This is a genomic window from Streptomyces sp. NPDC001068, assembly GCF_042897315.1.
Classification (GTDB): domain Bacteria; phylum Actinomycetota; class Actinomycetes; order Streptomycetales; family Streptomycetaceae; genus Streptomyces.
Genome location: NZ_JBIAYD010000010.1, coordinates 177,703 through 204,419, shown reverse-complemented (window position 1 = coordinate 204,419; position 26,717 = coordinate 177,703). Strand labels below are relative to the sequence as shown.

The window sequence follows — 26,717 nt, the reverse complement described above, 5'->3', positions numbered from 1 at the left end:
ACCGTGGTGAGCATCGCTTCGGCGGCCGGGCCGTTAGCGGCCGCCTGGGGCGTCCACGGGCTGTGGCTACGCCGCCGTCTGTCGGTCGCGCGGCATGACCCGTTGTCCGGGCTGTGGACGCGGGACGCGTTCGAGCACCGCGCGGGCCGGCTGCTGGCCCGGCACCTGGACGTCGCCGTGGTCCTGGTCGACCTGGACGGGTTCAAGGCACTCAACGACACCCACGGCCACGCGGCTGGTGACACGGCGATCCGCGCCACCGCCGGAAGCCTGGCCGACGCGCTCGCCGGACACCGGCGGGCGGTCGCGGGCCGGCTGGGAGGCGACGAGTTCGCCGCCGCCGTGGTCCTGCCGGACCCGGTGGCGCTGCCGTGGCTGCTGCGCGGCCTGCACGGCCAGATCACCGCCCCGTTCCTGCACGACGGACGTGACCTGAGGGTCGGTGCGTCTATCGGTGGCGCGCTCTCCAGCGACGCCCCCGCCGGCACCGGCCGTGAGCTGCCGGCGCTGCTGCGGTTGGCGGATGAGGCCATGTACACGGCCAAGCGGGGCGGGGGCGGCTGGCAGAGCGCCGGGTTCGCACCCCGCTGCACCACCACTGCCGGGCGGCGCACCGGACGTCCCGGAACCCACACCACACCGCGAAGGGAGGCGTCATGACGCGCCTGAACGCAAAGAGTCTGCTGACCGTGCTGCCCGCCGTCGCGATGACGGCCGTGTCCATGGTCCTCACGCTGGCCGTGGTCGTGATGTGGCTGGGTGAGTCGATGCCCAAGGGCGTCGCGTTGGTCGTCGGGTTGGGTATCGACGGCGGTTGGCTCGCCACCCTCGCCTATGAGCGCCGGCTCGCCGCGCAAGGCGACCACAGCAACCCGGTAACCGCCGTCGGCTGGTCCTTCGGCGCCGTCGCCTCCGGTGTCCTGGTCACGCACGCTCTACTCACCGACGAGGCGTCGCGGGGTGCGTGGCTGGCCGTGGCGTGGCTGCCGATCGCTGCCAAGGCGCTGTGGTTGGTCCACGGGCTGTGGGAGCGCACGGCGCTCACGCCGGCGGCGCTGGACATGATCCGTGGCATCCAGCAGGACGCCCGCGACGACGCAGCCGTAGCCCGCGCCCGACTCCGTGCCGAAGCATCCACAGAGGAGACCCGGCTGACGGCCGTGACGGAGGCAGGGGCGCGCGTCGCACGCGTCCAGGCCAAGACTGCCAACACCCTCGCGGACGCGTGGTCGAAGCTGGAGACGGCACGCAAGGGCGAGAGCACCGGACGGGCCCTGACCAGCGTGACGGGCCGCGTCACACCCGACGTCACACCCTCATGGAACCTCCCCGTGTGGGGGCCGTTCGAGCCGATACCGGCGCTGGAGCCGGCCCCGGTGCTGACTGACACCGACCTTGAGTGGATCGTCACCGACCTCATCAACACCGAGGCCCAGAAGGGCCGGTCGGTCTCCTACCGGGAGGTGGCAACGCTGTTCCGGGCGGCCGGTCACTCCGCCTCGGAGACCCGTCTCCGGGCGTCCTGGCGGCGCGCCACCGGCCGGCCGGAGGACGCCGCGTGATGGCCGCGCTGCCGGTCTACCGGTGGCACCTGGCACCGGACGGCTACGCCACCCGCCGCCAACTCCGCACACGCGGTCTGCGCCCCGGCGGGCAGGACGTCGCAGCCCAGCTCGAACGCCCCCGCCGCCGACGCGGCCCGCTGATCGCCTATCTGTACCGGGTCGACCTGGCCAAACCGGTCCGGCCCATGACAGCCGCGCGGTGGGCGGCGCTCGCCAAGGCCAATGCTGCCCGCCGCACCTGTCCCGCCTGCCGGCGCGATGCCGGCTACGTCATCCCCGCCGCGCTCGGTGCGTGCACGCCGTGCGCCTACCCCGAAGGGACCGCCTGACATGGGCAAGCCCGACACCCGCCGCGTGGACCGCGAGATCAGCAAGGTGCAGAAGAAGTTGGAAGCGGTCCGCCGGGGTGAGTGGTGGCCGCTGACCGGCAAGGAACGCCGGGACATGTTCCGGGCGATGGCGGGCGGTGCCCGCAGCATCCACCAGGGCCGCAGCACCAACGGTGCCGAGACCCGCATGGACTCAATCGGATCGTCCGTGGAGAACCGGCTGAACGCCGAACTGACCGCCCTGTACGGCGAGCGCCAGCGCATCGTCACCGAATACGCGCAGGCCAAGGCCAAGAAGACGCCTTCCGGCTGGTGGTGACCAGCCGCAATACCGGGGCCGCCGCCTCTTTGGCCGGACACGGCGGCCCCGTGCTCTCCCACTCATCCCGCCCCAAGCCTGGGGCAGTCAGGAGAACTGCCAGCATGACCGAGAACGTCATCAACCTCCACAAGCCCACCGACCCGCCCACCGGGCCCGACGCCCCGACCGTGCTCACGGTCGTCCCCGACCCGGCACCCGCCCCCGCGGTCCCGCTGTGGATCCGGTCCGGGCGGGCGATCCGTACGGCCGTGACGCACGACGTCACGAAGACGTCGGCCCGCGCGGCGGCCCGGCACGCCCTCTACGTCTACGGCGGGACCCGGATCGTCACCCGCCGCGCGTGGGAGGCCCGCACCCCCGCCCGCTACGAGCGCCTCATGCGCGCGGCGGAGGCGGCGGGGAACCTGGAAGAGGCCCGCGAGTGGGAAGAGCGCGGCCAGCACTTCCGCGAGGCACGCCACCGCCGCCGCATGGACCTCCTCCACTCGCCCGTGGAGGCAGCCAAGGGCGCCGCCGTGTCCGCCGGCACGGGCGTCGGGTTACTGGTCGCGCTCGGGGTGTGCATGGCCATCGCCACCAAGGACGCCACCGAGGTCATCACCCCGCTCATGGCGGTCATCAAGCTCATCAACCTGATGATCACCATCGTTCAGGTCGTGTGGGGCCCGGCGGTCACGATCGGCCCGTTCCTCGCCCTGCTCGCCCTCTGGTCGGTCGGCGCCCACCAGAAGGCCGCCCCGTCGTGGTCGATGCCCGAGCAGCAGCGATCGAGCGACGGCGAGCCCATCACCCCCTCGATCGTGGTCAAGGCCCTGCGCGACCTCGGAGTACCCGCGCTGCGCAACGCCATCAAGGAGATGGGCGACGCAGGCGCCGCCATGCTCGGGCCAATCCGCATCGCCGGATGTGGTGTCGAGGTGGACGTCACGCTGCCGTCGGGGGTGTCCACGATCGAGGTGCAGAACCGGCGCCGGAAGCTGGCCGAGAACCTGACCCGGCACGAGCACGAGGTGTTCATCATGCTCCCCGTGGCCGCGCGGACGGTCCGGCTGTGGATCGCCGACTCCGGGGCGCTGGATGAGCCGATCGGCCCGTCTCCGCTGGTCACCGACGAGACAGCCACCGCCGACTACAAGAAGGGCAAGGCCCCGTGGGGTCAGGACCTGCGCGGCGACGCGGCGGCCCTGAGCCTGTTCCAGCGTCACCTGCTGGTCACCGGTCTCTCCAACCAGGGCAAGACCGCCTCCCTGCGCGCGCTCGCGCTGTGGGCAGCGCTGGACAAGACCGTTGAGTTCCGGATTGCCGACCTCAAGGGCGTCGGGGACTGGGGCATGTTCGACGGACTGGCCAGCGTGCTGATCCAGGGGCCGACCGATGACGACGTGGTCGACGCGACCTGGATGGTGGAGGACGCGCTGGAGGAGATGAACCGGCGGATCTCGGTCCGGCAGCAGGACCCCAAGGCCGTGTTCGATCCGCTGGTGGTCATCGTGGACGAAGCGCAGGTCGCGTTCATGTGCCCGGTCAAGGACGACCAGAAGAACCCCTACGGCGGCTCCAAGGCCACCAGCCGGTACTTCATGGCCGTGCGCCGGATCCACAACCAGGGCCGCGCCGTGGACGTCCTGATGTGGCAGGGCACCCAGAACCCCACCGACCAGAACCTTCCCAAGCTGGTCCGGGAAGGCGCCCACACCCGCGCCTCCCTCGCGCTGGGCACCGAGTCGCAGGCCCGTATGGCGCTGGGGGACAAGGCCGTTGACGGCGGCGCCGCCCCGCACCTGCTCAGGCAGGGACTAGACAAGGGCACGCTCGTGGTCGCCTCGGACGGGATCACGGTCCCGGCCGGCCAGGCATCCATCACGGTCCGCACCCACTACATCAACGACGACGACGCCAAGGCCATCTGCGAGCGAGCCAAGGCACTGCGCAACGGTGTCACCACCCTGCGCGCCGTCGACCGAGACGAGGAACGGGACGCGCTGGCGGACATCGCCACCGTCCTCGGCACGGACACCCGGGTGCTCACCCAGGAAGTCCTCAAGCGGCTCGCCGTGCTCGCCCCGAGCGTCTACGGCGAGTGGTCGTTCATCGACCTCAAGCGCGTCCTGGACGGCACCGGAGCCGAGCCCTACAAGTCCGACGGGCGCATGGTCGTCGCCGCCGACCGCATCTCCCGCGCGCTCGCCGACCACGACGACACGGGTTCCGCTTCCGCTTCCGAGTGACAGGGAGCGGGCCCCGCCCGGGTCAGGGAGGCAGGGAGAACTCCCTGAACCCCTCCCTGACCCGACTCCCTGCCTCTGACCTGCGTAATTGATCGCCAGGGAGGCAGGGAGGCGGCGCAGGTCGGACCCCCGAACCCCCCCTCTCAGCGCCCCCGACAGGGGGTGCCTTCTCCTCCCTGCACCGTGACCGGAAGGGATTCCGCATGTTCCCCGACACCACCCCCGAGACGTCCGTGTCGGGCGTCCGGATGAGCGACGACGTGGCCGCCGCCGAAGCGCGCCGGATCATCGCCGACGCCTACAAGCCCGCCCCCGAGACCCCGACCGCGTACCGGGACGACAGCCCGCTTCCCGCCTACGGGGACACGCCCCCGGTGCTCCAGCCGGACAAGCGGATCGTGCCCGCATGGGCCGCTGGCACCGCCGTCGCCGGCATCGGCGTCGGGGCCGCATTCGTCGGCGTCGGCTGTGGGGTCTGGCTCGCCTGCCAGGGATTCGCCGCTGTCTCCCTCACCAGCGTTCTGTTCGTCACCCTCCCGATCGCCGCTGTGGCCGGGGTGTTCGCCGCGATCGGGACCGCGCTGCGCTCCCTCAAGGGCGTCCACACCGAGACCCACCACCACTACACCGGCCCGATCAACCAGCACCACACCAGCAACAAGACCTACGGACTGTCCGCCCGCACCCACAACCAGCACACCAGCTGAGGAGACACCGACGTGAGTGCCACTCTCTTCCCCGTCGCGGCCCGCATCGCCGCCGCCCTGAACACCGCCAACGGCCACGGCGAGCACGAGACCGCCATGCGCCTGATCAAGGTCACCGAAGAGGCCGGCGAGGCATCCGCCGCCTACATCGGCATGACCGGCCAGAACCCCCGCAAGAACATCACCCACACCACCGCCGACGTCGCCGACGAACTGTGCGACGTCATCATCGCTGCCACCGTCGCCCTGCACTCCTTCACCGCGACCCCCGGCGCCGACCTCACCGCCAAGCTCGACGCCGTCGCCCGCCGGCTGAACGCCCCCCGCCCGTAGCTACGCCAAGGGCGGCCCCTCCGTCTCGCCAAAGTCGCGGGGCCGCCCTTGCCAACCAGGACCCAACCAAGGAACTGGAGACATCCAGAATGACCCAACTCACGGTCATGAGGCGAGCAGGTGAACCCGCCGGGTTAGCTGCTCTCTTCCTGCGCCTGTTCGGGCGCCCGCCCCGGCTGCTCGATCTGTTCTGCTGTCAGGGCGGCGCCGCCAAGGGCTACACCGACGCCGGCTTTGACGTGACCGGCGTCGACAAAGACCCCCAGCCCCGCTACCCGTACCGGTTCGTCCAGGCAGACGCCATCACCTACGCCTTGGAGCACGGGGCCGCCTTCGACTTCGTCCACGGTTCTCCGCCGTGCCAGCACGACAGCGACTGCCAGCGCATCCAGGGCAACACCCACCCTGACCTGATCGCCCCCACCCGCAGCGCCCTGGAGCTGACAGGGCAGCCGTGGGTGATGGAGAACGTCGGGGGCGCCGTCCCGAAGCTGCGCGGCCCGGTGATGCTGTGCGGGCAGATGGCCGGGCTGGAGAACTATCGGCACCGGTACTTCGAGCCGGGCGGCGGCTTCACCCTGGACCAGCCCGGCCATCCCGCGCACCTGGTCCCGCAGTCCAAGATGGGCCGCCCCGTCCCGCCGGGCCACTACGGGCAGTTCGTCGGCAACTTCTCCGGCGTCGCCCTCGCGCGCAAGGTGCTGGGGGTTCCGTGGATGAACCGCGACGGCATCCGCGAGTGCATCCCGCCCGCCTACACCGAGTACATCGGCCGTACCGCCCTCGCGCACCTCACCGCCAGTGCTCTGGGGGTGGCCGCGTGAACGCGCGTGTGCTGCCGCTACGCCGTTCGAACGGGCTGCGGGTGCTGGACCTGTGCTGCGGGGGCGGTGGCCTGTCGATGGGTTACTACCTGGCCGGGTTCGACGTCGTCGGCGTCGACATCCGCCCACAGCCCAACTACCCCTTCACCTTCGTCCAGGCCGACGGCCTGGACTACTGCGCCGACCACGGCAGCAGCTTCGACCTGGTCCACGGTTCCTGGCCTTGCGAGCGGTACGCGACCGTCACCAGGTGGCGCGGCAACCCCGACGACCACCCCGACCTGATCGGCCCCGGACGAGAGGTCATGCAGGCGACCGGCCGGCCGTGGGTCATGGAGAACGTCCCCGAGACCGCCAAGGCCGGTCTGCTGCGCCCCGACTACCTGCTGTGCGGCACACAGTTCGGCCTCCCGGTCCGCCGCCACCGCGGCTTCGAAACGTCGTGGGGCGGCGGCGGGGACCTGCTCCCGCCGTGCTGGCACCGCAAAGGCCTGCTCGCTTTCGAGCACAAGGGCGAGCGGGCGTACGCGGACGCCATGGGCTGCACCTGGATGACCAGCCTGGAAGCCCGCAAGGCCGTACCCCCTGCCTACACCCAGTGGATTGCCGCACAGTTCCTCGCGCTCGAAGGGAGGGCCGCCGCATGAACGGGCACCTGCGTACTGCTCTACGGCTCGCGGCCGACGGCCTGCCGGTGCTTCCGCTGCGCCGGGGGAAGCTGCCGTTCGGGAACTGCCCGACCTGCGCCCGGAACGCCTGCGGCGGCAGGCCGAACATGAAGGCGGCAGGCGCCTGCGGGTGCCCGGCGCCGTGCCACGCGTGGGCCGCCGCCACCACCGACCCCGCCGTCATCGCCTCACCCGCGTGGGCGATGGCATGGCGGCACGCGGCAACTGTGGCTTACCACCCCGGCGGCGCCGGCCTCACGGTGGTCGACCTGGACGACGCGGCGGCCATCGAGTGGGCCCGCGCCACACTGCCCGCCACGCGCACCGTGGCGACGACGCGGGGCGAGCATTGGATCTACTGGGGCACCATGCCGTCCGCCAACGCGGTCCGGCCCGGCGTCGACCTCAAGTCCTCAGCCGCGTACGCCCGTTGGTTCGCAAAGGGAGCGGGCGCCACGGCGCCGTTGCCGGACTCTGTGCGTGCTCTGGCAGTAAAGGAGCCCGCCATGCCCCGTAGGACGCAACAGAGCCTCACAGGGCCTCTGAGGGCCCACGGGGGCGCGTGCCCGCACCGCACGCCCGTCTATCTGGAGCGTGGCGTGTCCATGGCCGTGCAGCGCATCACGGAGGCGAAGAGCGCGGTCCACGCGACCGTGTACCGGGCGTTCCTCGCGGTGCTGTCGACGCACGGCCGGTGCGGCTGCCTCACCGACACGCACATCGGCCGCCTGTTCGCCGCCGCGCAGGCCAAGGGCGAGAGCCCCCGGCACTGCACGGACGCGTGGACCAACGCCCTGACCACGTTGGGACTGTGACCGTGTCAGACGACGAGAAGGACCCCGCCCGCAAGGTCATCACCGACTACGCGCAGTCCCATTTCCGGTACTTCCGCACCGTGGACGGGACCGTCTACGCACAGCGCACCGGCCACCCCGTGGCCCGCCCGATCCGCTCCCAGGGAACGACCGGCAGCCACCGGCAGGAACTCATGGTCGGTCTCTTCCGTGACGGGGTCGGCGTCTTCAACGGAACCGCCCTCAAGGAGGCGTTGGACTTGATCGAGGCACTCGCCCTCACCGAGCAGGTACAGCCCACCCACATCCGCGTGGCCCCCGGTTTCGACGGGGCCACCTGGCTCGACCTCGGCCGCGACGACGGGCAGTCCGTCCGTATCCATCCCAGCGGATGGGACATCCACGTCCCCGGCCCCGAAGAGGTGTGCTGGCGGCGCACCCAGCTCACCGGGGAACTCCCGATGCCCGCCAAGGACACCGACGGCAAGGGCATCGACCTGCTGATGCGGCTGTGCAACTTCGCCGACGCCCAGACCGAGGCCCTGGCCATCGCGTGGCTCATCGGCTGCCTGGAGCCGTCCGCACCCGTCCCCGCCCCGTTCCTCACCGGCCCGCAGGGCGCCGGCAAGTCGACCGGCGGGCGGATGCTCGTGCGGATCATCGAGGGCATGAGCGGCGACCTGCGCAGGGCGCCCAAGGACGAAGAGAACATGATCACAGCGGTCGCGGCCGGATGGATCACCGCCCTGGACAACCTCTCCCACCTGCCCCCGGACCTGTCCGACCTCATGTGCTGCATCATCACCGGAGCCGAGAGCATCAAGCGCGCGCTGTTCACCGACGGCGACGTCGTCCGCTCCCGCTACCGCCGGCCCATGCTGCTGACCGGCATCGACGTCGGCGTCATCCGCCCCGACCTCGCCGAACGCCTCCTCACCCTGCGCCTGGAACGCCCCCGCGTGCGGCGCACTGAAGCGGAGCTGTGGACGGAGTACGCCGAGATCCTGCCCGTCGTCCTCGGCTCCCTCCTCGACCTGACCGTCAAGGTCCGCGCCGTCCAGGCCGAGACCCCGACCGATCTGCGCATGGCCGACTTCGCCCACCTGTGCGCCCAGCTCGACACCGCCACCGGCTTCGGCACCCTGGAGGCATACCGGGCCAGCCTGGACGACCTCAACGACGACGTGATCGAGGGCGACCTCCTGGCCCAGACGGTCCTCAAGCACGCCGCCGAACTCACCCCCGGCGAAGAGGTCCGGATGACGTCGGCAGAGTGGCTGCACGCCCTGACCGCCCTCTACAGCGGCGAGGAATGCCGCCCCCTGCCCAAGGGCTGGCCCACCACCGGCAAAGTCCTCTCCGACCGGCTGCGCCGCATCCAGCCCACCCTCGCCGCACGCGGCGTCCTGGTCGACTGGGGCCGCACCCGCACCGCCCGCTACATCGAACTCAGCCGCCAGGCCCCGCCCCCGCCGCCCGAGCAACAGCCCGCGTTCTAACCGCCCGCCCGGACAGGCAGACAAACAAGAGGAGCACGCCACGCCGCGGGGTGCTCCTCTTGCTGTTCGGCGGCGGCCGCCGCCCTGCACAGGCCGCGTCGCGAAGCGGCCCGTTCTTCAAGCCCTGAGCGGGACGTAAGACCTACAGACACCCCCCTTCCTTTTTCCTAAGTGGGGAAGATCTGCGTCACAGCGTCACCGAGGGCCCCACAGACGGCCGCTGACCTGCGGCGAAAGAGGGTGACGCAGACGGCGAATCCTGCGTCACCCCGCGTCATCAGCGTCACCCCGTGACGTGCGCCCGTGTCATCGGTGACGCACCGCCCGCCGCGCTGCGTCACCAGAACCCACAGTTCAGAAGCCTGACTGACGCAGGTGACGCGATGACGCAGAAATCCCAGCTTCGGACAGCACAGACCACCCCACCCCAAGACCAGACCACGCGAGGAGTAGCACTGTGGCCAGCCCCAAGATGCTCAAACTCCCCGAAGTCCTCGAAGAGATCGACATGAGCCGCGCCGCCTTCTACCGCATGCGAGCACGCGGCCAGGCTCCCAAGCTCATCAAGCTCCCCAACGGGCAGATCCGATGCCGCCGCGACGACCTCGACGCGTGGTGGTCGTCCATGGAAGAAACCGCCGCCTGACCTCCGCCTACGCGCCCGAGACATGAGGGGCCCGCCTCACGCGGGCCCCTCTGGAGTTTGCATGTCACTGACCTATGACGTTCGCCTCTACTCCATCGAAATCCGCAAGGATCGCCCGAAGCCCTACCGCCTCCGTTGGCTGGTCGGAGAGCGCAAACACTCCAAGAGCTACACGCTCAAAGTGCAGGCGGAAGGGCGCCGTTCGGAACTCATGTCCGCCGTGCGGCGCGGCGACCAGTTCGACGAAGAGACGGGCCTACCCGTCTCCGAGCTGCGCGCAAAACTGGGCTCCGTCACCTGGTACGAGCACACCCGTACGTACGTCGACCGCAAGTGGACATTGGCGCCGGCCAAGTCGCGCAAGAACTACGCAGACGCGCTCGCCACCATCACCCCCGCGCTCGTGAAGACGAAGGCTGGCATGCCAGATCCTGCGCTTCTGCGACGCGCTCTCTACGGGTGGGCGTACAACCGGAACCGCTGGAACGAGACTGCACCGGACGACGTAGCCGTCGCCCTGGAGTGGATCGCCAAGCACTCCATGCCGATCTCTACTCTGGAAGACCCGGCCACCGTCCGACTGGCCTTGGACGCTCTCGCCTTGAGGCTGGACGGGAAGGAGGCTTCGCCGCGCACCGCGAAGCGAAAGCGGGCGTGCCTAAGCGACGTTCTCGGACTGGCGGTCGAAAAGCAGTACTTCACCATGCCGGTCAACCCGCTCTCAGCCGTGAAGTGGGCGGCCCCGAAGTCAGTCGAGGCGGTCGATCCCGAGAGCGTCGCCAACCCCCGCCAAGTGCGGGCACTGCTGGCGGAGGTCCGCGAGCAGGGGGCGCGCGGGCGGCACCTGGAAGCGTTCTTCGGGTGCCTGTACTACGCGGCGATGCGTCCGGCTGAGGCTGCCGGACTGCGTGCGGATCAGTGCCACCTGCCGAAGACGGGATGGGGGATGCTCACCCTCCGGCAGGGCGTCGTCCGGGCAGGACGGAGCTGGACGAACGACGGAGCGGCACACGAGACCCGCCACTTGAAGGCGCGTGCCAAGAAGGACTCCCGCCCGGTGCCGATCCCGCCGCACTTCGTCGGCATGCTGAGGGAACACATCGCCACGCACGGTACGGCACCGGACGGCCGGCTGTTCCGGACCAACCGCAACGGCTTACTCCAGGAGACCGGATACGGCGAGGTGTGGGCAAAGGCTCGCCAAAAGGCTCTGAGCGAGTCTGGGACGTCCTCCCTGCTCGCCCGGCGCCCCTACGACCTGCGACACGCGGGGGTGTCGTTCTGGCTAAGTTCTGGCGTGGACGCCATGGAGTGCGCCCGCCGGGCCGGCCACAGCATCGCGGTACTGCACAAGGTGTACGCCAAGGTGCTGGACCAGACCCGGGAGCAGGCCAACAGCCGGATCGATGCCGCACTTCGGGAGTGGAACGAACCCGGGTGATCATGCTCACCCCCGGGGGACACCTGGGGGACACGGGCTGACCCGCACTGGGATTTGGGTGGTACGGGGTGAGACACGTCCACGTCCCGTCCACATCGAATCGAACGGGGCCGATCAACGAGAAACCCCCTCTGACCAGGCTAATAACCTGTTCAGAGGGGGTCTTCCCCAATGTGGCGGCGCCAGGATTCGAACCTGGGAAGGCGAAGCCGGCAGATTTACAGTCTGCTCCCTTTGGCCGCTCGGGCACACCGCCGGGGTTTGCCGCCAAGTCGAACCGCTTTTCGGCGGTGCTCCCTGGCAACGACGTAAACAATACCCGATCCCAAGGGGTGCTCCGCCACCCGATTGATCTGCACTTGCACGACGTCGGGTGGCTAGGCTGGTGCGGATGCGGCCCGGTCCCCACACCAGGCGCGGTCGCCTTCGCGCACCGGAACGCATCCCGTTACGCCCCCCGATACAAGGAGCCACAGGACATGGCCGACTCCAGTTTCGACATCGTCTCGAAGGTCGAGCGGCAGGAGGTCGACAACGCCCTCAACCAGGCCGCCAAGGAGGTCTCGCAGCGCTACGACTTCAAGGGCGTGGACGCCTCCATCGCCTGGTCCGGCGAGAAGATCCTGATGCAGGCCAACTCCGAGGAGCGGGTCAAGGCCATCCTCGACGTCTTCCAGTCGAAGCTGATCAAGCGCGGCATCTCGCTGAAGGCGCTCGACGCGGGTGAGCCGCAGCTCTCCGGCAAGGAGTACAAGATCTTCGCGTCGATCGAGGAAGGCATCTCCCAGGAGAACGCGAAGAAGGTCGCGAAGGTCATCCGGGACGAGGGCCCCAAGGGCGTGAAGGCTCAGGTCCAGGGTGACGAACTGCGCGTCAGCTCCAAGAGCCGCGACGACCTCCAGGAAGTGATCGCGCTCCTGAAGGGCCAGGACTTCGACTTCGCGCTCCAGTTCGTGAACTACCGGTAGGCGACGCCCGGCCGAGTCGCGAAGGAGGGTGGGTGCCCGCGGGCACCCACCCTCCTCGTCTGCCGGCCGCGGCCGGCAGGTCAGTCGCGTGAGTTGCCGAAGAGGAGGCGGTAGAGGATCAGCAGGACCAGCGAGCCGCCGATCGCCGCCACCCAGGTCGCGCCGTCGTAGAAGTTCTTGGTGATGGGGTGGTCCAGCCAGCGGGCCGATATCCAGCCGCCGAGGAACGCTCCCACGATGCCGATGAGGGTCGTGCCGACGAAGCCGCCCGGGTCGCGGCCCGGCAGCAGGATTTTGGCGATGGCGCCGGCCAACAGTCCCAGGATGATCCAACCGATGATGCCCATGCCCTGAACCTGCCCTTCCGCGCTGTGTTCGCACTGTTCCGGCACTGTGATCTGCTTCTCGGCCCCCGGGTGCCGGAAGGATCGTCCGAATCGTCCGCACATGAACGTCGCGCGTCTGTTCGTGCCCTGTCGATGACCAGGACGCCACCGCGACACCGCACGGTTGCGGCGATCAGTAGGGTGCGCGCATGACCTCCCCCTCTCCTCCCGGCCTCCGGCGCACGCTGGGCGTGCCCGATGCCGTGGTCGTCGGCCTCGGCTCGATGATCGGGGCGGGCGTGTTCTCGGCGCTGGGCCCGGCGGCCCGCGCGGCCGGGTCGGGGCTGCTGCCCGGGCTGGCCGTCGCCGCCGTGGTCGCCTACTGCAACGCGATGTCCTCGGCCCGCCTCGCCGCCCGCTATCCGCAGTCGGGCGGCACCTACGTGTACGGGCGGGAGCGGCTCGGCGCCTTCTGGGGATACCTCGCGGGCTGGGCGTTCGTCGTCGGCAAGACCGCGTCCTGCGCCGCGATGGCGCTGACCGTGGGCGCCTACGCCTGGCCGGGACAGGCGCACGCGGTCGCGGTGGCGGCCGTGGTGGCACTGACCGCGGTGAACTACGGGGGTCTCCAGAAGTCGGCCCTGCTGACCCGGGTGATCGTGGCGGTGGTGCTGGCGGTCCTCGCTTCGGTGGTGGTCGTATGCCTGACGTCCGGACGGGCGGACGCGGGGCGGTTGGACGTCGGGCTGTCGTCCGGCGCCGGCGGCGTGCTTCAGGCGGCCGGTCTGCTGTTCTTCGCGTTCGCCGGATACGCGCGGATCGCGACTCTCGGTGAGGAGGTGCGGGACCCGGAGCGCACCATTCCGCGTGCGATCCCGCTGGCCCTGGGTATCGCGCTCGTGGTGTACGCGTGCGTGGCGGTGGCCGTGCTCTGCGTCCTAGGTGCCGAGGGGCTGGGACGGTCGGGGGCGCCGCTGACCGACGCGGTGCGGGCAGCGGGGGTGCCGGGACTGGCGCCCGTGGTGCGGGTGGGTGCGGCGGTCGCCGCGCTCGGTTCGCTGCTGGCACTGATCCTGGGCGTGTCCCGGACCACGCTCGCCATGGCCAGGGACGGACATCTGCCCCCGGCGCTGGCCGCGGTGCATCCGCGTTTCGGGGTTCCGCACCGCGCGGAGCTGGCCGTGGGCGCGGTGGTCGCCGTGACGGCGGCGTCCGTGGACGTCCGGGGTGCCATCGGCTTCTCCTCCTTCGGGGTGCTGGTGTACTACGCGGTGGCCAACGCCTCCGCCTGGACTCTCGATACGGCTCGGCGTGCGCGCGTGGTGCCGGTGGTGGGTCTGATCGGCTGTGCGGTGCTCGCCTTCGCGCTGCCGCTGGTGTCGGTCGCCGCGGGCGCCGCCGTGGTGACCGCGGGGGCGGTGGCCTACGCCGTGCGGCGGCGGGCGGGGGCGCCGTAGCCGGCAGCAGGGCTCGGGTTCCCCGCGCCGTTCAGGAAGAGGCCCTGGAAGATGCCCGCTCCGGGGCCGGGGCGGTGCGTATGCGGAAGTCGTCCCACTGCGCCAGGTCCGTGCCCTCGTCGGTCTCCTCGTACCAGCCCGTGCCGTTCATCCAGACGCACAGCCAGTCGGTGAGGGTGGGCGCGTCCACGAACCACGCGCCTTCTGTGCTGTCGGCGTTCGGCTCGTAGAGCAGGACCGTGGCCTGCGGGGTGCGGCAGTCCACGCACGCGTACATCCCGCATCCCCAGTGGGAGATCGGCAGGACGCCCTCCGGCCAGGGCCACTCCGGATTCCTGCGGCCGTACTCCCGGTTGGTGAGGTACTGGGTGACGGCGGCCGGTTCGCCGGAGGGTGCGGCGTCGAGAAGGGGCAGCAGGCCGTACGACGGGCCGAAGCCGCCGTCTCCGACCTGTTCGTAGAGCGCCGCGAGGAGGGGCGGCAGAGGGAAGCCCAGAGTCTTCCGGGCGCGGTCGAGGGTGGCCGCGTCGACGGGCGCGGGAAGCGAGGGCCAGCCCCACGGGCGCTCGTCCCGGGCCCGCACGGCCACCCGTGTCAGCAACTGCTCGATCTCGGTCATGGCTTCATGATGCAGGCCGCCACTGACAAGCGCGGCGGCCTGTGGACAACCATTCGGACCGGGGGCCGCCTGTGGACAACTCCTGTGCGGCAGGAACCGGATGAGGTGGGGTCAGCGGGTGGCGAAGGGCTGGTCGGTGGGGACGATCTCGCGGCCCAGGGGCAGCAGGGAGACCGGGATCAGCTTGAAGTTGGCGATGCCGAACGGAATCCCGATGATCGTCAGACACATCGCGACACCGGTGACGATGTGGGCGAGGGCCAGCCACCAGCCCGCGAGGACCAGCCACAGGACGTTGCCGACGCAGGAGGGGGCTCCGGCGTCCCGCCGCTCGACCGTCGTGTACCCGAAGGGCCACAGGGCGTAGACGCCGATCCTGAAGGCCGCCAGGCCAAATGGAATGCCGATGATCGTGATGCACAGGATCACGCCCGCGAGCAGGTAGCCGAGGAACAGCCAGAAGCCGCTCAGGACGAGCCAAATGACGTTCAGGATGGTCTTCACTGCGGGCGACCTGCCATCTTCTCCAGTCGGGCGATCCGCTCCGCCATGGGCGGATGCGTCGAGAACATCTTGGACAGTCCCTGGCCCGGACGGAAGGGGTTCGCGATCATCATGTGGCTGGCGGTCTCGATCCGTGGCTCGGGCGGCAGCGGCAGCTGTTTGGTGCCGGCCTCCAGCTTGCGCAGGGCGCTGGCGAGGGCGAGCGGATCACCGGTGAGCTGGGCGCCGGAGGCGTCCGCCTCGTACTCCCGGGAGCGGCTGATGGCGAGCTGGATGAGGGTGGCGGCGAGCGGGCCCAGGATCATGATGAGCAGCAGGCCGAGGAAGCCGGGGCCGTCGTCGTCGTCCGACCGGCCCACCGGGATCAGCCAGGCGAAGTTGACCAGGAACATGATCACCGAGGCGAGGGCGCCGGCGACGGACGAGATGAGGATGTCGCGGTTGTAGACGTGGCTGAGCTCGTGACCGATCACGCCGCGCAGTTCGCGCTCGTCCAGGATGCGCATGATGCCTTCCGTGCAGCACACGGCGGCGTTGCGCGGGTTGCGGCCGGTGGCGAAGGCGTTCGGGGCCTCCGTCGGGGAGATGTACAGGCGGGGCATGGGCTGGCGGGCCTGGGTGGAGAGGTCGCGGACCATCCGGTACAGGGCCGGGGCCTCGAATTCGCTGACCGGGCGGGCGCGCATCGCGCGTAGCGCGAGTTTGTCGCTGTTCCAGTACGCGTAGGCGTTCGTGCCGAGGGCGACGAGGACCGCGACGATCAGACCCGTCCGGCCGAAGAAGCTGCCGATGACGATGATGAGTGCCGACAGTCCTCCGAGGAGAACTGCGGTTCTGAGTCCGTTGTGCCGGCGGTGCACGGTACGCCCTCCAAGTCGTGCGGCAGGAGAACCCTTTGCGCTGCGGTGCTGCCTTCCGATCTGCGATGCCACCGGTGTCGTGGTGTCACGTCCAGTGGACCCTTACGCACTGGTCAACGCCAGGCGACGGCCACTAGTTCCCTTGTGTCCGCTGTGCGCGGCGTGGGCCGTTCGGGTGAGAGCCGGGCCCGTGCGTGCGACGGGGCGCACGCGCGCGTGGGGGGTGTCAGAACAGTCCGGTGGCGGCGAAGCGGAGCACCAGCTGGGGTGCGCCGGAGAGGGCGACGCCGAGGGCTCCGGTGAGGGCGAGTGCGGCGGTGAGGGGGGCCGGCAGGGGGTGCTTGGCGGTCTCGCCTTGCGGGGCGCGGAACAGCAGGCCCGTCCACTGGAGGTAGTAGTAGAGGGCGATGACGACGTTGACGGCCATGACGACGGCCAGCCAGCCGAGGCCGGCGTCGACGGCCGCCGAGAAGACGGTGACCTTGGCGAACAGTCCGATGATGCCGGGCGGGAGTCCGGCCAGGCAGAGCAGGAAGAACGCCAGGAGCAGCGCGGTGAGCGGGTTCTTGCCGTACAGGCCGCGGTAGTCGGAGAGCCTGTTGAGTTCCTTCGTGCGGCCGACCAGGGCGGCCACCGTGAAGGCGCCGAGGTTCACGGCCGCGTACATGAGGGCGTAGGCGACGGTGGAGCCGATGGCCTTCTGAGGGTCCCGCGCGTATCCGGCGGCGGCGATCGGTACGAGCAGGTAGCCGGCCTGGCCCACCGACGACCAGGCGAGCAGTCGTACCGCGCTGTACGCGCGCGTGGCCTGCTGGCGCAGGGCGGCGACGTTGCCGACGGTCATGGTGAGGGCGGCCAGGGCGGCGAGTGCGGGGCCCCAGACGTCGGCGTACGACGGGAAGGCTACGACGGTGACCAGAATCAGCCCGGAGAAGCCGACGGCCTTGCCGACGACCGACAGGTAGGCGGCGATGGGAAGGGGGGCGCCGACGTAGGTGTCGGGGACCCAGAAGTGGAAGGGGACGGCGGCCGTCTTGAACGCGAAACCGACCAGGGTGAGGACGACGCCCGTCTGGGCGAGGGTGTGCAGCTGGCCGTCGACGTGCTGGATGCGGTCGGCGACCTGGGTGAGGTAGAGGCTGCCGGTGGTGGCGTAGACGAAGCTGATGCCCAGGAGGCTGACGGCGGTCGCGGTGACCGAGGACAGGAAGAACTTCAGGGCGGCTTCGGAGGATTTCGCGTCGCCGTGCCGGATGCCGACGAGTGCGAAGGCGGGCAGGGAGGCGACCTCCAGGGCGACGATCAGGGTGGCGAGGTCGCGGGAGGCGGGCAGCAGGGCCGCGCCGGCGGCCGAGGAGAGCAGCAGGAACCAGAACTCGCCCTGCGGGTAGCGGCGGTTGCCGTCCTTGAGGGTGGTGACGGACAGCAGGGCCGTGACCAGGGCTCCGCCGAGCACCAGGAACTGCACGACCAGGGTGAACCGGTCGGCGGTGTAGCTGCACGCGCGCGTACTGCCCGTCAGGCAGAAGGTGCTGCGGTCGTGGTCCAGGAGGGGCAGCAGCAGTACGGCGGCCGCGGCGAGTCCGGTGACCGAGATCCAGCCGAGGACCTGCTTTCTGGCCTCGGGCAGGAACAGATCTGCGACCAGGACGGCGAGGGCGACGACCGCGGTGAGGGTGGGCGGGGCGACGGCGAGCCAGTCGACGGACTGGACGAGGTTCGCGGCCAGTGGCTGGGCCAGGGCGCTCATCGGGAGCCTCCTGCGAGGAGCTGCTGTACGGCCGGGTCGGTCAGCCCCAGCAGGGCCTTCGGCCACAGTCCGGCGATGACGGTGAGGGCGACGAGCGGGGTCCAGGCGGCGAACTCGTAGGTGCGGACGTCGGCGAGTTCGGGCATGTCCTGGGGTACGGAGCCCATGCAGACGCGGCGGACCACGGCGAGCATGTACGCGGCGGTCAGCAGGGTGCCGAGGCCGGCGATGGCCATGAAGGTGAGGAAGGCGGGGCGGCTGAGGCCGGCCGCGGGCTCGAACGCGCCGAACAGGGCGAGCATCTCGCCCCAGAAGCCGGCGAGGCCGGGGAGTCCGAGGGAGGCTACGGCGGCGAACGCGAGGAGTCCGCCGAGGCGTGGTGCCTTGCCGTACAGCGCGGCGCCCGTCTTCTTTGCGAGGGTGTCGAGGTCGGTGCTGCCGGTGCGGTCCTTGACGCCGCCGACCAGGAAGAACAGCAGGCCGGTGATGAGGCCGTGGGCGATGTTGGCGAACAGGGCGCCGTTGACGCCGGTCGGGGTCATGGTGGCGATGCCGAGCAGGACGAAGCCCATGTGGCCGACCGAGGAGTAGGCGATCAGGCGTTTCAGATCGCCCTTCGCCCCCTGTTTGACGAGGTTGAGGCAGGCCAGGGAGCCGTAGATGATCCCGGCCACGGCGAGGGCCGCGAGGTAGGGGGCGAAGGTGTGGAACCCGTGCGGCGCGGCCGGCAGCAGGATGCGGACGAACCCGTACGTGCCCATCTTCAGCAGGACACCGGCCAGCAGGACGGAGCCGACGGTGGGCGCGGCGGTGTGGGCGTCCGGCAGCCAGCTGTGCAGGGGCCACATCGGGGTCTTGACGGCCAGCCCGATCCCGATCGCCAGAACGGCGATGACCTGCACGGATGTGGTCAGCGACCGGCCGTTGTCAGTGGCGAGTGCCACCATGTCGAACGTGCCCGCCTTGATTCCGATCAGGAGCAGGCCGAGCAGCATGACGACGGACCCGAGCAGGGTGAAGAGGATGAACTTCCAGGCGGCCCGGGTGCGCCCCTCGCCGCCCCAGCGGGCGATGAGGAAGTACATCGGGATGAGGACCGTCTCGAACGCGAGGAAGAACAGCAGGAGGTCCAGGACGGCGAAGCTGGCGAGGACGCCGGACTCCAGGACCAGCAGCAGTGCGACGAATGCCTTCGGGGACGGGCCCGTGGGCATGTTGAAGTACGAGTAGAGCGCGCACAGGAAGGTCAGCAGCGCGGTCAGGACCACGAGGGGGAGGGAGATGCCGTCGATGCCGAGGTGGATGCGCACGTCGAGCGCGGGGATCCAGCTGATGTCGGTCGTGGCCTGCATCCTCGACGGATGGTCCTGGTCGAAGCCGAGCGCGAGGACGATCGCGGCGGCGAGGACGGCGCCGGTCACGGTGACACCGTGGCGGAGCACCGTCTGCTCGGGCGATTTCCCCTTCAGCCCGGGCGGGGCCGGCAGCAGGGCGGCGACGGCGCCGAGCAGCGGGCCGACGACGATCAGTGCCAGAAGGATCTGCATCACGGACGCGTTGATATCGATCACGCCTGCTCACGCTCCCGTGGCGACTAGGAGGACGGCGACCGCCAGGACGACGGTGCCGGCGAGCAGCGCGCTCACATAGGTCTGGACGTTGCCGGTCTGCGCGCGGCGTACGGCGGCGCCGAGCAGGCGGGGTGCGGCTGCGGCGGCACGGACGTAGGTGTCGACGACCTCACGGTCCAGGAACTGGACGAGGCTCGCCGCGGCCAGCACCGGGCGGACGAACAGCGCGTCGTACACGGCGTCCAGGTGGAAGCCTTCGGCGGCGTGCCGGCGCAGCGGGCCGAGCAGCAGCCGGGCGGGGTCCGCCGGGTCGGCTGCGTAGGCGATGTCACCGAAGGCCGGTTCGTGGGTGGCGATGGCCTCGGCCTCGACCTGTGCGGCGTCGCTCTCGGGGTGTGCGGCGACGGCGCCGATCGGGGCGCGGGGCGCGAGTGCCCTGGTGTGCTGCCAGGCGCCGTAGGCGAGGATCCCGCCGACGAGCGCCAGGCCGGTGCCGAGGACCGACGTGGTGAGGGCCGGGGTGAGGTCGCGGCCGTCGAACCAGCCGGGCAGTGACCGGTAGGCGAACCCGCCGAAGGCGAGGGACGGGACGGCGAGGACCCACAGCACCAGGGTCATGGTGAGCGGCTGCCGGCCGTGGTCCGGGGCGTCGGCGCCCCGGCCCCGGAAGGCGAGCAGCCACAGCCGGGTCGCGTACGCGGCGGTGAGCAGGGCGGTGACCAGGCCGGCGACGAGGACGATCCAGCCGGCGCTGCCGGGGGCGTGCGGGGTGTGGCCGGTGGCCGCGTGTTCGGCGGCGCCGAGGACGGACTCCTTGGAGAAGAAGCCACTGAAGGGCGGGATCGCGGCCAGTGCGAGGAGCGCCACGGTCATCGTCCAGTAGGCGTCCGGGACGCGGTCGCGCAGTCGGGCGGTGCGGGACATGACGGCCAGCGAGTTGGTGCCGGCGGCGTGGATGACCACGCCCGCGGCGAGGAACAGCAGCGCCTTGAAGGCGCCGTGGGACAGGAGGTGGAACACGGCGGCGCCGCGGTCGCCGACGGCGAGGGCGCCGGTCATGTAGCCGAGCTGGCCGATCGTCGAGTAGGCGAGGACGCGTTTGATGTCGTCCTGGGCGAGCGCGGCGAGGGCCGAGCCGACCATGGTGACGGCGCCCATGACGGCGAGGACGATCATCACGGCCGCGCTGGCCTCGAAGACCGAGAGGAGACGGGCGATGAAGTAGACGCCGGCGGCGACCATCGTGGCGGCGTGGATCAGTGCGGAGACGGGGGTCGGGCCCGCCATGGCGTCGGGGAGCCAGGTGTGCAGCGGGAACTGGGCCGACTTGCCCGCCACCCCGCACAGGAGCAGCAGGGCGATCAGGGTCGGGTGGCGCAGTCCGCCGTCGGCGACGGTGCCGAGGATCGTGGTGACGCGGAAGGAGCCGGCGTCGGTGGCGAGCGCGAACAGGCCGAACAGGAACGGCACGTCGCCGAGCTTGGTGACCAGGAAGGCCTTGATGGAGGCGGCGCGGGCCTCGGGGGTCTCCCAGTAGTGGCCGACCAGGAAGTAGGAGCAGATGCCCATGACTTCCCAGCCGACCAGCAGCACGATCAGGTCGCCGGAGTAGACGACCAGCAGCATCGCGGAGGTGAAGAGGGAGACGAGGGCGGCGTAGGAGGGGTAGCGCGGGTCGTCGCGCAGGTAGCCGGTCGAGTAGATCTGCACACAGGTGGCGACGAAGGCGACCAGGACGGCGACCAGGGCGGCGAAGCCGTCGATGTACAGGGCGAGTTCGATCGGGACGGAGCCGGTCGGGGTGAGCTGGGTGTGGGCCTCCACGGCCCGGCCGCCGCCCTGGTCCACGGCGACCGTGATGGCCAGCGCGAGCGCCGCGAGGGTCGGCAGGACGGCGAGCGGGCGGACGAAGCCGGGGGCCGTGCGGCCCACGAGCAGGCCGGCGGCGGCGCCCAGGAAGGGCAGGAGGGGGACGAGGACGGCGAGGTTGGTCGTGGTCACGCGGTGGCCTCAGCCTTCTCCTCGGCCGCCCCGTCGGCGGGCGTGCCGTGTTCGCGGTCCTCGGCGGTGTCGCGGAGCCGGTCGATGTCGGCGGTGCCGCGGTTGCGGTGGACGGCGAGGACGATCGCCAGGCCGATGCCGATCTCGGCGGCGGCGATGGCGATGGTGAACAGGGTCAGGGCCTGGCCGGAGTGCAGGGTGTCCCGGGCGGTCCTGCTCAGCCAGACGTCGAAGGCGACGAGGTTGAGGTTGACGGCGTTGAGCATCAGCTCGACGGACATCAGGACGAGGATCGCGTTGCGGCGGGCGAGGACGCCGTACAGGCCGGTGCAGAAGAGGAGCGCGGAAAGCACGGCGGGATACGCGAGGTGCATCAGCGGGCGCCTTCCTGCTCGGTGCCTTGCGGCTTACCGGCTTGCGGCTTACCGGCTTGCGGCTTACCGCCTTGCGGCTTACCGCCTTGCCGCTCACCGCCGGGCGGCCGCTCCGCGTCCTGCGGCTCGGTGTCTCGCCCGATCGGGTGAATCCCGGGATTCGTGACGAGAGGGGAACTCTGCGTGACGGCCCGGCCGTTCACAGGGGGCGGGGCCGGGTCCGTCGTCGCCTTCCGGGACAGGACGATCGCACCGACCAGGGCCGCGAGGAGCAGGACGGAGAGGGCCTCGAAGGGCAGGACCCAGTGCTGGAAGAGGCTCTCTCCGGTGACCTTCGTCGAACCGGCGGCGGGTCCGTCCAGGTCGACCCAGGTGGTGCGGAAGGCGTCGCAGACCACCCAGACCAGGGCGGCCGCCGCGGCCACGGCGACGGCCAGCGCGACCCAGCGGTTCTCGGAGTCGGCGTCCGGGGACCGGCCGATCGGGGCCTTGGTGAGCATCAGACCGAACAGGAGGAGGACGACTACGGAACCCACATAGATGAGGACCTGCACCCAGGCGATGAACTCCGCCGTGAGCAGCAGGTACTCGACGGCGAGACCGCCGAGCGTGACCACCAGCCACAGGGCGGCGTGCACCAGCTGGCGGGTGGTGACCGTGACAAGGGCGGCACCGAAGGTCACCAGGCCGACGAGGAGAAAGGCGATCTCCACGCCGGTCGGAGACAGAAAACCGTGCGGGGCCTGGGCGAGGGGGCTCACGAATCGCCCTCCTGCGGTTCGGCCTGTGCGGCCGCGAGCTTCTCGGCGGTCTTGCGGGCGGCGGCGATCTCCTTCGGTTCCTCCGCGCCGGGATCGAGGGCGGGCGGTGCCGGGACCGTCCACATCCACTCGCGGAGCTTGTCCCGCTCGTGGGTGAGTTCGTGGATGTCGGTCTCGGCGTACTCGAACTCCGGTGACCAGAACAGGGCGTCGAAAGGACAGACCTCGATACAGATACCGCAGTACATGCACAGGGAGAAGTCGATGGCGAAGCGGTCCAGGACGTTGCGGCTGCGTTCGCGGCCGCCCGGGGCCGCCGCCGGGACGGTCTCCTTGTGGGAGTCGATGTAGATGCACCAGTCGGGGCACTCACGGGCGCAGAGCATGCAGACCGTGCAGTTCTCCTCGAACAGGCCGATCACGCCGCGGGTGCGGGGCGGGAGTTCGGGCAGCGCGTCCGGGTACTGCTCGGTGACCGTCTTCCGGGTCATCGTGCGCAGGGTGACGGCCAGGCCCTTGGCGAGGCCGCTGCCGGGGATGGGGGCCACGGTTAGGAGATCACCACCTTGACGATGCCGGTAAGGGCGATCTGGGCGAGGGAAAGGGGGACGAGAAGGGTCCAGGAGAACTTCTGCAACTGGTCCTCGCGCAGTCGGGGGTAGGTCACGCGGAGCCAGATCACGACGAAGGCGAGGAGCGCCGTCTTCACGAGGGTCCACAGCCAGCCGAAGCCTTCGGCGCCCCAGGGGCCGTGCCATCCGCCGAGGAAGAGGACGGTGGTCAGACCGCACAGGACGACGATCCCGGCGTACTCGGCGAGCAGGAAGAGGGCGAACCGCAGGCCGGTGTACTCGGTGTAGGCGCCGAAGATGATCTCCGTGTCGGCGACCGGCATGTCGAAGGGGGGCCGCTGGAGTTCCGCGAGGCCGGCGACGAAGAAGACCAGGCCGCCGGTGATCTGCCAGGGCAGCCACCACCAGTGGAAGGCGCCGACGATGCCCGGCAGGGAGACCGTGCCGGCCGCCATCGCCACGGAGGCTGCGGCGAGCAGCATGGGCAGTTCGTAGGCGAGCAGCTGAGCGGCGGTGCGCAGACCGCCGAGGAGGGAGAACTTGTTGGCGCTGGCCCAGCCGGCCATGAGCGAGCCGAGTACGCCGACACCCATCACGGCCAGTACGAAGAACACACCGGCGTCCAGCACCTGGCCGACGGCACCCTCGCCCGGGCCGATCGGGATGGCGAGCAGCACGAGCAGATACGGGAGGAGGGCCACGGCCGGCGCCAGTTGGAAGATGCGGCGGTCCGCGCCCGCGGGGACCACGTCCTCCTTCTGCACGAACTTCACGCCGTCGGCGATCAGTTGGGCCCAGCCGTGGAAACCACCGGCGTACATCGGGCCGAGACGGCCCTGCATGTGGGCCATCACCTTGTGCTCGGTCTGACCGACGATCAGGGGGAAGGTGAGGAAGACGACGAACACGACGAGGAGTCGCAGGACGACGTCCAGGGCGTCGTTCACTGCGGGCCTCCTGGGGGGTCTTCACGCGGGGCGGGTGGTCGCCGTTCGGGAGCGGCCTCGTCCGCTTCGGCGGAGTCGGGGGGTGAGTCCTCGGACCCGGCGGAGTCGGGGGGTGACACCTCGGACCCGGCGCCCTCAGACGCCTCAGCCCCTTCGGCCTCCTCGGCGTCCGTGGCCTCCGTTGCCTCTGCGGCTCTCTCGACACCCTCAGAGACCTCGGGCGCGACAGATCCCGGCTCTGCGGAACCCGGTTCACCCGAACCGGCCGACGTGTCCCGCGGCTCTCCGCCTCGGTCCACGCCTCGATCCCCGTGTCCAGCCTCGCCTCGGTCCACGCCCCCGTCTCCGTCTCCGGCTTCGTCGAAGGCCGGGCGGGCGTGGTGCCACGGGGCGTCGGGGCTGCGCGGGGTTGCGGGGCGGGCCGGGGCGGCAGGTTCCGGTGCAGGTGGCGTCTGCTGGGCGCGCTGCGACGCGGACCCGCCTGTGGAGGTGCGTGCGCGGCGTGGCCCGCGGGGAGCGGCTGGGGTCGGCACCTCCGGCGCGGTGGTCCCGTCCGCGGCGGTGGTCCCATACGCCGCGGTGGTCCCCTCCGCCGCAGTGGCCCCCTCCGGCGCAGTGACCCCCTCCGGCGCAGTGGCCCCCTCCGCCGCGGATGCCGCCCGCTGCGACGCGGACCCCCCGCTCGCGCTCCGCCCCCGGCGTGGAGTGGCGGGCGATGCCGATGGTGTCCCGGTGGGCGACGTCTCCGGAGTCGTCGGAGTCGGGGTCGCCGAAGCCGAAGTCGGCATCGCCGGAGTCTGAGTCCGAGCCACCGGAGTCGGCGTCGCCGGAGTCTGAGTCACCGGTGTCTGAGTCGCCGGAGTCTGAGTCGCCGGCGGCGTCGGCGCAGTCGCGTCGGCTGTCTGGCTGGCCGAACCCCCCGCTGCCGTGCGGGAACGGCGTACCGGGCGTTCGGTGGCCGCGCGGGCCGGGCCCTCGGCGGTGGGGCGGCCCGCGGCGGCCCGGGCCGGGCGGGCCGGGGCGGCGGGGAGTTGGCCCTTCAGGGGACCCCAGTCGTTGGGGTCGGGGACGCCCGGGGGAAGCATCTGGCGGCGCCTGGGGCCGCCGTGGTCGGACTCGCCGGGTTCCTTGGCGCCGGGCCAGGCCTTGGCGACGCGGGCCGCCAGGACGAAGTCCTTGCGCAGGGGGTGGCCCTCGAAGGTCTCGGGGAGGAGGAGATGGTCCAGGCCGGGGTGGCCGGAGAAGCGGACGCCGAACATCTCGTGGGTCTCGCGTTCGTGCCAGCGGGCGCCCGCGTAGACGCCGACGGCGGAGGGGAGTTCGGCGGTGGTGTGCGGCACGGTGGTGCGCAGGAGCAGTCGGCGTACCGGGGCGAGGGCGACGACGTGGGCGGAGACGCGGAAGCCCGTGCCGGGTTCGTCGACCGCGCTCAACCAGTCGAAGAAGGTGCAGCCCAGGGTCGTACGGGCGGTCTCCAGGGCGGCGAGCCAGGAGGCGGGCGGGACGTCGACCGTGAGGACCCCGTAGGACTCCTCGGCCGTGGCGTCCAGGCCGAAGAGCGCGTCCGCGGGGGCGGGGAGCCAGCCGGTGGGGGCCGTCATCGCGGATCCCCTTCCGCGGCGGGGGCCGGCGGCCGCACCAGGTCGCTCTGCAGGGCGGCGGTGGACGGGCGGGACGTCTCGTACCGCTCACCGAGGGACTCCGCGGCGATCTTCTCCTGGAGTTTGAGGATGCCCTGGAGGAGGGCTTCGGGGCGCGGCGGGCAGCCGGGGACGTAGACGTCGACCGGGATGATCTGGTCGACGCCCTTGGTGACGGAGTAGGAGTCCCAGTAGGGGCCGCCGCAGTTGCTGCACGCGCCGAAGGAGATGACGTACTTCGGCTCGGGCATCTGCTCGTACAGGCGCTTGACGGCCGGGGCCATCTTGTCGGTGACCGTGCCGGAGACCACCATCAGGTCGGCCTGGCGGGGGCCGGGCGCGAAGGGGATCACGCCGAGGCGGATGAAGTCGTGGCGGGCCATCGACGCGGCGATGAACTCGATCGCGCAGCAGGCCAGGCCGAAGTTGAAGACCCAGAGCGAGTACCGGCGGCCCCAGTTCAGGACGACCTTCATCGGCTCGGGGGCGAGCCGGGCGAGCGTGCCCAGTCGTTTCGGTTCCGGGAGCAGCACGGGCTCCGACGGCGTCGGGTCCGGTGTCGCTCCCGGCGTCGCTCCCGGCGTCACATCCGGCGTCACGTCCATGTCAGGACGCCCTTCTTGTAGGCGTACAGCAGGCCGACGGCGAGGAAGCCGAGGAAGACGAACATCTCCACGAGCGTGGTGGCACCGTAGCCGGGGGCGGCGAAGACCGTCGCCCAGGGGAACAGGAAGATCGAGTCGACCGCGAAGACGACGTAGAGGAAGGCGTAGACGTAGTAGCGGACCTGGGTGTGGGCCCAGCCCTCGCCGACGGGGTCGACGCCGCACTCGTAGGTCAGGAGTTTCTCGGGCGTGGGGACCACGGGCCGCAGCAGCCGGCCGGTGGCGAAGGCGACGGCCACGAAGAGCACGCCGAGCAGGGTCAGCAGTCCCACGACCGAGTAGGACGCGAAGTAGTCCGCGGCGACGACCGCGGTCGGCTCACCGTTCACCGTCTCCCACATCGTCG

Annotated in this window: 29 protein-coding genes and 1 tRNA gene; 15 read left to right on the top strand and 15 right to left on the bottom strand. The window is 70.8% G+C overall.

Annotated features, from left to right (window positions below; genetic code table 11):
* The first annotated feature begins 6 nt into the window (after positions 1-6).
* The 13 genes from ACFY3I_RS27720 to ACFY3I_RS27660 all read left to right on the top strand — a co-directional run bounded on the left by ACFY3I_RS27720 (position 7) and on the right by ACFY3I_RS27660 (position 11,356).
* Positions 7-660 (top strand): GGDEF domain-containing protein, encoded by a 654-nt coding sequence (locus tag ACFY3I_RS27720; protein ID WP_390863605.1) that lies wholly within the window; start codon positions 7-9, stop codon positions 658-660.
* Positions 657-1,562: a protein spdB gene (locus ACFY3I_RS27715; RefSeq protein ID WP_390863603.1), complete on the top strand. Its 906-nt coding sequence runs from the start codon at positions 657-659 to the stop codon at positions 1,560-1,562. Before ACFY3I_RS27720 ends, ACFY3I_RS27715 begins: the two co-directional genes overlap by 4 nt.
* Complete coding sequence (locus ACFY3I_RS27710) at positions 1,562-1,894, top strand: RRQRL motif-containing zinc-binding protein (RefSeq protein WP_390863602.1); 333 nt, start codon at positions 1,562-1,564, stop codon at positions 1,892-1,894. The genes ACFY3I_RS27715 and ACFY3I_RS27710 overlap by 1 nt, the downstream gene beginning before the upstream one ends.
* A 1-nt stretch (position 1,895) precedes the next feature.
* Positions 1,896-2,213: a hypothetical protein gene (locus ACFY3I_RS27705; protein WP_390863600.1), complete on the top strand. Its 318-nt coding sequence runs from the start codon at positions 1,896-1,898 to the stop codon at positions 2,211-2,213.
* Between the two features lie 104 nt (positions 2,214-2,317).
* Positions 2,318-4,444 (top strand): ATP-binding protein, encoded by a 2,127-nt coding sequence (locus ACFY3I_RS27700; RefSeq protein WP_390863598.1) that lies wholly within the window; start codon positions 2,318-2,320, stop codon positions 4,442-4,444.
* Between the two features lie 203 nt (positions 4,445-4,647).
* Complete coding sequence (locus ACFY3I_RS27695) at positions 4,648-5,151, top strand: hypothetical protein (protein WP_390863596.1); 504 nt, start codon at positions 4,648-4,650, stop codon at positions 5,149-5,151.
* A gap of 12 nt (positions 5,152-5,163) precedes the next feature.
* Positions 5,164-5,484, top strand: coding sequence for a MazG-like family protein (locus ACFY3I_RS27690; protein ID WP_390863594.1), 321 nt, complete (start codon positions 5,164-5,166; stop codon positions 5,482-5,484).
* Positions 5,485-5,573: 89 nt separating this feature from the next.
* Positions 5,574-6,308, top strand: coding sequence for an SAM-dependent methyltransferase (locus ACFY3I_RS27685; RefSeq protein WP_390863592.1), 735 nt, complete (start codon positions 5,574-5,576; stop codon positions 6,306-6,308).
* Positions 6,305-6,955 carry a DNA cytosine methyltransferase gene (locus ACFY3I_RS27680; RefSeq protein WP_390863591.1) on the top strand — a complete coding sequence of 217 codons (651 nt, stop codon included), beginning with the start codon at positions 6,305-6,307 and terminating at the stop codon, positions 6,953-6,955. Before ACFY3I_RS27685 ends, ACFY3I_RS27680 begins: the two co-directional genes overlap by 4 nt.
* Positions 6,952-7,791 carry a bifunctional DNA primase/polymerase gene (locus ACFY3I_RS27675; protein ID WP_390863589.1) on the top strand — a complete coding sequence of 280 codons (840 nt, stop codon included), beginning with the start codon at positions 6,952-6,954 and terminating at the stop codon, positions 7,789-7,791. The genes ACFY3I_RS27680 and ACFY3I_RS27675 overlap by 4 nt, the downstream gene beginning before the upstream one ends.
* 2 nt (positions 7,792-7,793) lie before the next feature.
* Entirely contained in the window at positions 7,794-9,269 is a 1,476-nt protein-coding gene (locus ACFY3I_RS27670; RefSeq protein WP_390863842.1) for an ATP-binding protein, read from the top strand.
* Between the two features lie 457 nt (positions 9,270-9,726).
* A complete protein-coding gene (locus ACFY3I_RS27665) occupies positions 9,727-9,915 on the top strand; it encodes a helix-turn-helix transcriptional regulator (RefSeq protein ID WP_390863588.1) in 189 nt (62 codons plus the stop codon).
* A gap of 61 nt (positions 9,916-9,976) precedes the next feature.
* Positions 9,977-11,356 (top strand): tyrosine-type recombinase/integrase, encoded by a 1,380-nt coding sequence (locus ACFY3I_RS27660; RefSeq protein ID WP_390863586.1) that lies wholly within the window; start codon positions 9,977-9,979, stop codon positions 11,354-11,356.
* A gap of 174 nt (positions 11,357-11,530) precedes the next feature.
* Here ACFY3I_RS27660 and ACFY3I_RS27655 read toward each other — a convergent pair.
* Positions 11,531-11,612, bottom strand: a tRNA-Tyr gene (locus ACFY3I_RS27655).
* Positions 11,613-11,835: 223 nt separating this feature from the next.
* On the opposite strand from ACFY3I_RS27655, the gene ACFY3I_RS27650 reads away from it, so the two are divergent.
* On the top strand, positions 11,836-12,324 hold the full coding sequence (locus tag ACFY3I_RS27650) for a YajQ family cyclic di-GMP-binding protein (protein ID WP_390863584.1): 489 nt from the start codon (positions 11,836-11,838) through the stop codon (positions 12,322-12,324).
* A gap of 80 nt (positions 12,325-12,404) precedes the next feature.
* Here ACFY3I_RS27650 and ACFY3I_RS27645 read toward each other — a convergent pair whose 3' ends face one another.
* The gene (locus tag ACFY3I_RS27645; protein WP_365289135.1) at positions 12,405-12,671 is read right to left on the bottom strand and encodes a GlsB/YeaQ/YmgE family stress response membrane protein; all 267 of its coding nucleotides are present in this window, start codon (positions 12,669-12,671) and stop codon (positions 12,405-12,407) included.
* A gap of 188 nt (positions 12,672-12,859) precedes the next feature.
* Here ACFY3I_RS27645 and ACFY3I_RS27640 point away from each other — a divergent pair, with 188 nt between their 5' ends.
* On the top strand, positions 12,860-14,107 hold the full coding sequence (locus ACFY3I_RS27640) for an APC family permease (RefSeq protein WP_390863581.1): 1,248 nt from the start codon (positions 12,860-12,862) through the stop codon (positions 14,105-14,107).
* A 31-nt stretch (positions 14,108-14,138) separates the two neighbouring features.
* Here the strand turns inward: ACFY3I_RS27640 and ACFY3I_RS27635 are convergent, their stop codons facing one another.
* The 13 genes from ACFY3I_RS27635 to ACFY3I_RS27575 all read right to left on the bottom strand — a co-directional run bounded on the left by ACFY3I_RS27635 (position 14,139) and on the right by ACFY3I_RS27575 (position 26,712).
* Positions 14,139-14,726 carry an SMI1/KNR4 family protein gene (locus tag ACFY3I_RS27635; RefSeq protein ID WP_390863579.1) on the bottom strand — a complete coding sequence of 196 codons (588 nt, stop codon included), beginning with the start codon at positions 14,724-14,726 and terminating at the stop codon, positions 14,139-14,141.
* A gap of 111 nt (positions 14,727-14,837) precedes the next feature.
* Positions 14,838-15,230: a YccF domain-containing protein gene (locus ACFY3I_RS27630; RefSeq protein WP_365289132.1), complete on the bottom strand. Its 393-nt coding sequence runs from the start codon at positions 15,228-15,230 to the stop codon at positions 14,838-14,840.
* A complete protein-coding gene (gene htpX / locus ACFY3I_RS27625) occupies positions 15,227-16,090 on the bottom strand; it encodes a zinc metalloprotease HtpX (RefSeq protein WP_365289131.1) in 864 nt (287 codons plus the stop codon). The genes ACFY3I_RS27630 and htpX overlap by 4 nt, the downstream gene beginning before the upstream one ends.
* Before the next feature lie 226 nt (positions 16,091-16,316).
* The gene (locus tag ACFY3I_RS27620) at positions 16,317-17,840 is read right to left on the bottom strand and encodes an NADH-quinone oxidoreductase subunit N (RefSeq protein WP_390863577.1); all 1,524 of its coding nucleotides are present in this window, start codon (positions 17,838-17,840) and stop codon (positions 16,317-16,319) included.
* The gene (locus ACFY3I_RS27615) at positions 17,837-19,411 is read right to left on the bottom strand and encodes an NADH-quinone oxidoreductase subunit M (protein WP_390863575.1); all 1,575 of its coding nucleotides are present in this window, start codon (positions 19,409-19,411) and stop codon (positions 17,837-17,839) included. Before ACFY3I_RS27615 ends, ACFY3I_RS27620 begins: the two co-directional genes overlap by 4 nt.
* Before the next feature lie 6 nt (positions 19,412-19,417).
* Positions 19,418-21,412, bottom strand: coding sequence for an NADH-quinone oxidoreductase subunit L (locus tag ACFY3I_RS27610; protein WP_390863573.1), 1,995 nt, complete (start codon positions 21,410-21,412; stop codon positions 19,418-19,420).
* A complete protein-coding gene (gene nuoK / locus ACFY3I_RS27605; RefSeq protein ID WP_390863571.1) occupies positions 21,409-21,786 on the bottom strand; it encodes an NADH-quinone oxidoreductase subunit NuoK in 378 nt (125 codons plus the stop codon). The genes ACFY3I_RS27610 and nuoK overlap by 4 nt, the downstream gene beginning before the upstream one ends.
* Complete coding sequence (locus ACFY3I_RS27600; RefSeq protein ID WP_390863569.1) at positions 21,786-22,547, bottom strand: NADH-quinone oxidoreductase subunit J; 762 nt, start codon at positions 22,545-22,547, stop codon at positions 21,786-21,788. The genes nuoK and ACFY3I_RS27600 overlap by 1 nt, the downstream gene beginning before the upstream one ends.
* Entirely contained in the window at positions 22,544-23,095 is a 552-nt protein-coding gene (locus ACFY3I_RS27595) for an NADH-quinone oxidoreductase subunit I (protein WP_365289125.1), read from the bottom strand. The genes ACFY3I_RS27600 and ACFY3I_RS27595 overlap by 4 nt, the downstream gene beginning before the upstream one ends.
* A 2-nt stretch (positions 23,096-23,097) precedes the next feature.
* A complete protein-coding gene (locus ACFY3I_RS27590) occupies positions 23,098-24,066 on the bottom strand; it encodes an NADH-quinone oxidoreductase subunit H (RefSeq protein ID WP_390863567.1) in 969 nt (322 codons plus the stop codon).
* Complete coding sequence (locus tag ACFY3I_RS27585; RefSeq protein ID WP_390863565.1) at positions 24,063-25,667, bottom strand: NADH-quinone oxidoreductase subunit C; 1,605 nt, start codon at positions 25,665-25,667, stop codon at positions 24,063-24,065. Before ACFY3I_RS27585 ends, ACFY3I_RS27590 begins: the two co-directional genes overlap by 4 nt.
* Positions 25,664-26,311: an NADH-quinone oxidoreductase subunit B family protein gene (locus ACFY3I_RS27580; RefSeq protein ID WP_365289122.1), complete on the bottom strand. Its 648-nt coding sequence runs from the start codon at positions 26,309-26,311 to the stop codon at positions 25,664-25,666. Before ACFY3I_RS27580 ends, ACFY3I_RS27585 begins: the two co-directional genes overlap by 4 nt.
* Positions 26,302-26,712, bottom strand: a complete 411-nt coding sequence (locus ACFY3I_RS27575) for an NADH-quinone oxidoreductase subunit A (protein ID WP_390863563.1) — start codon at positions 26,710-26,712, stop codon at positions 26,302-26,304. Before ACFY3I_RS27575 ends, ACFY3I_RS27580 begins: the two co-directional genes overlap by 10 nt.
* Positions 26,713-26,717 lie beyond the last annotated feature (5 nt).

Coding starts and splice junctions, on each gene's coding strand:
- ACFY3I_RS27715 (WP_390863603.1), top strand. CDS start 657: ATGACGCGCCTGAACGCAAAGAGTCTGCTGACCGTGCTGCCCGCCGTC.
- ACFY3I_RS27710 (WP_390863602.1), top strand. CDS start 1,562: ATGGCCGCGCTGCCGGTCTACCGGTGGCACCTGGCACCGGACGGCTAC.
- ACFY3I_RS27705 (WP_390863600.1), top strand. CDS start 1,896: ATGGGCAAGCCCGACACCCGCCGCGTGGACCGCGAGATCAGCAAGGTG.
- ACFY3I_RS27700 (WP_390863598.1), top strand. CDS start 2,318: ATGACCGAGAACGTCATCAACCTCCACAAGCCCACCGACCCGCCCACC.
- ACFY3I_RS27695 (WP_390863596.1), top strand. CDS start 4,648: ATGTTCCCCGACACCACCCCCGAGACGTCCGTGTCGGGCGTCCGGATG.
- ACFY3I_RS27685 (WP_390863592.1), top strand. CDS start 5,574: ATGACCCAACTCACGGTCATGAGGCGAGCAGGTGAACCCGCCGGGTTA.
- ACFY3I_RS27675 (WP_390863589.1), top strand. CDS start 6,952: ATGAACGGGCACCTGCGTACTGCTCTACGGCTCGCGGCCGACGGCCTG.
- ACFY3I_RS27660 (WP_390863586.1), top strand. CDS start 9,977: ATGTCACTGACCTATGACGTTCGCCTCTACTCCATCGAAATCCGCAAG.
- ACFY3I_RS27650 (WP_390863584.1), top strand. CDS start 11,836: ATGGCCGACTCCAGTTTCGACATCGTCTCGAAGGTCGAGCGGCAGGAG.
- ACFY3I_RS27645 (WP_365289135.1), bottom strand. CDS start 12,671: ATGGGCATCATCGGTTGGATCATCCTGGGACTGTTGGCCGGCGCCATC.
- ACFY3I_RS27640 (WP_390863581.1), top strand. CDS start 12,860: ATGACCTCCCCCTCTCCTCCCGGCCTCCGGCGCACGCTGGGCGTGCCC.
- ACFY3I_RS27635 (WP_390863579.1), bottom strand. CDS start 14,726: ATGACCGAGATCGAGCAGTTGCTGACACGGGTGGCCGTGCGGGCCCGG.
- ACFY3I_RS27620 (WP_390863577.1), bottom strand. CDS start 17,840: ATGAGCGCCCTGGCCCAGCCACTGGCCGCGAACCTCGTCCAGTCCGTC.
- nuoK (WP_390863571.1), bottom strand. CDS start 21,786: ATGCACCTCGCGTATCCCGCCGTGCTTTCCGCGCTCCTCTTCTGCACC.
- ACFY3I_RS27585 (WP_390863565.1), bottom strand. CDS start 25,667: ATGACGGCCCCCACCGGCTGGCTCCCCGCCCCCGCGGACGCGCTCTTC.
- ACFY3I_RS27580 (WP_365289122.1), bottom strand. CDS start 26,311: ATGGACGTGACGCCGGATGTGACGCCGGGAGCGACGCCGGGAGCGACA.
- ACFY3I_RS27575 (WP_390863563.1), bottom strand. CDS start 26,712: ATGTGGGAGACGGTGAACGGTGAGCCGACCGCGGTCGTCGCCGCGGAC.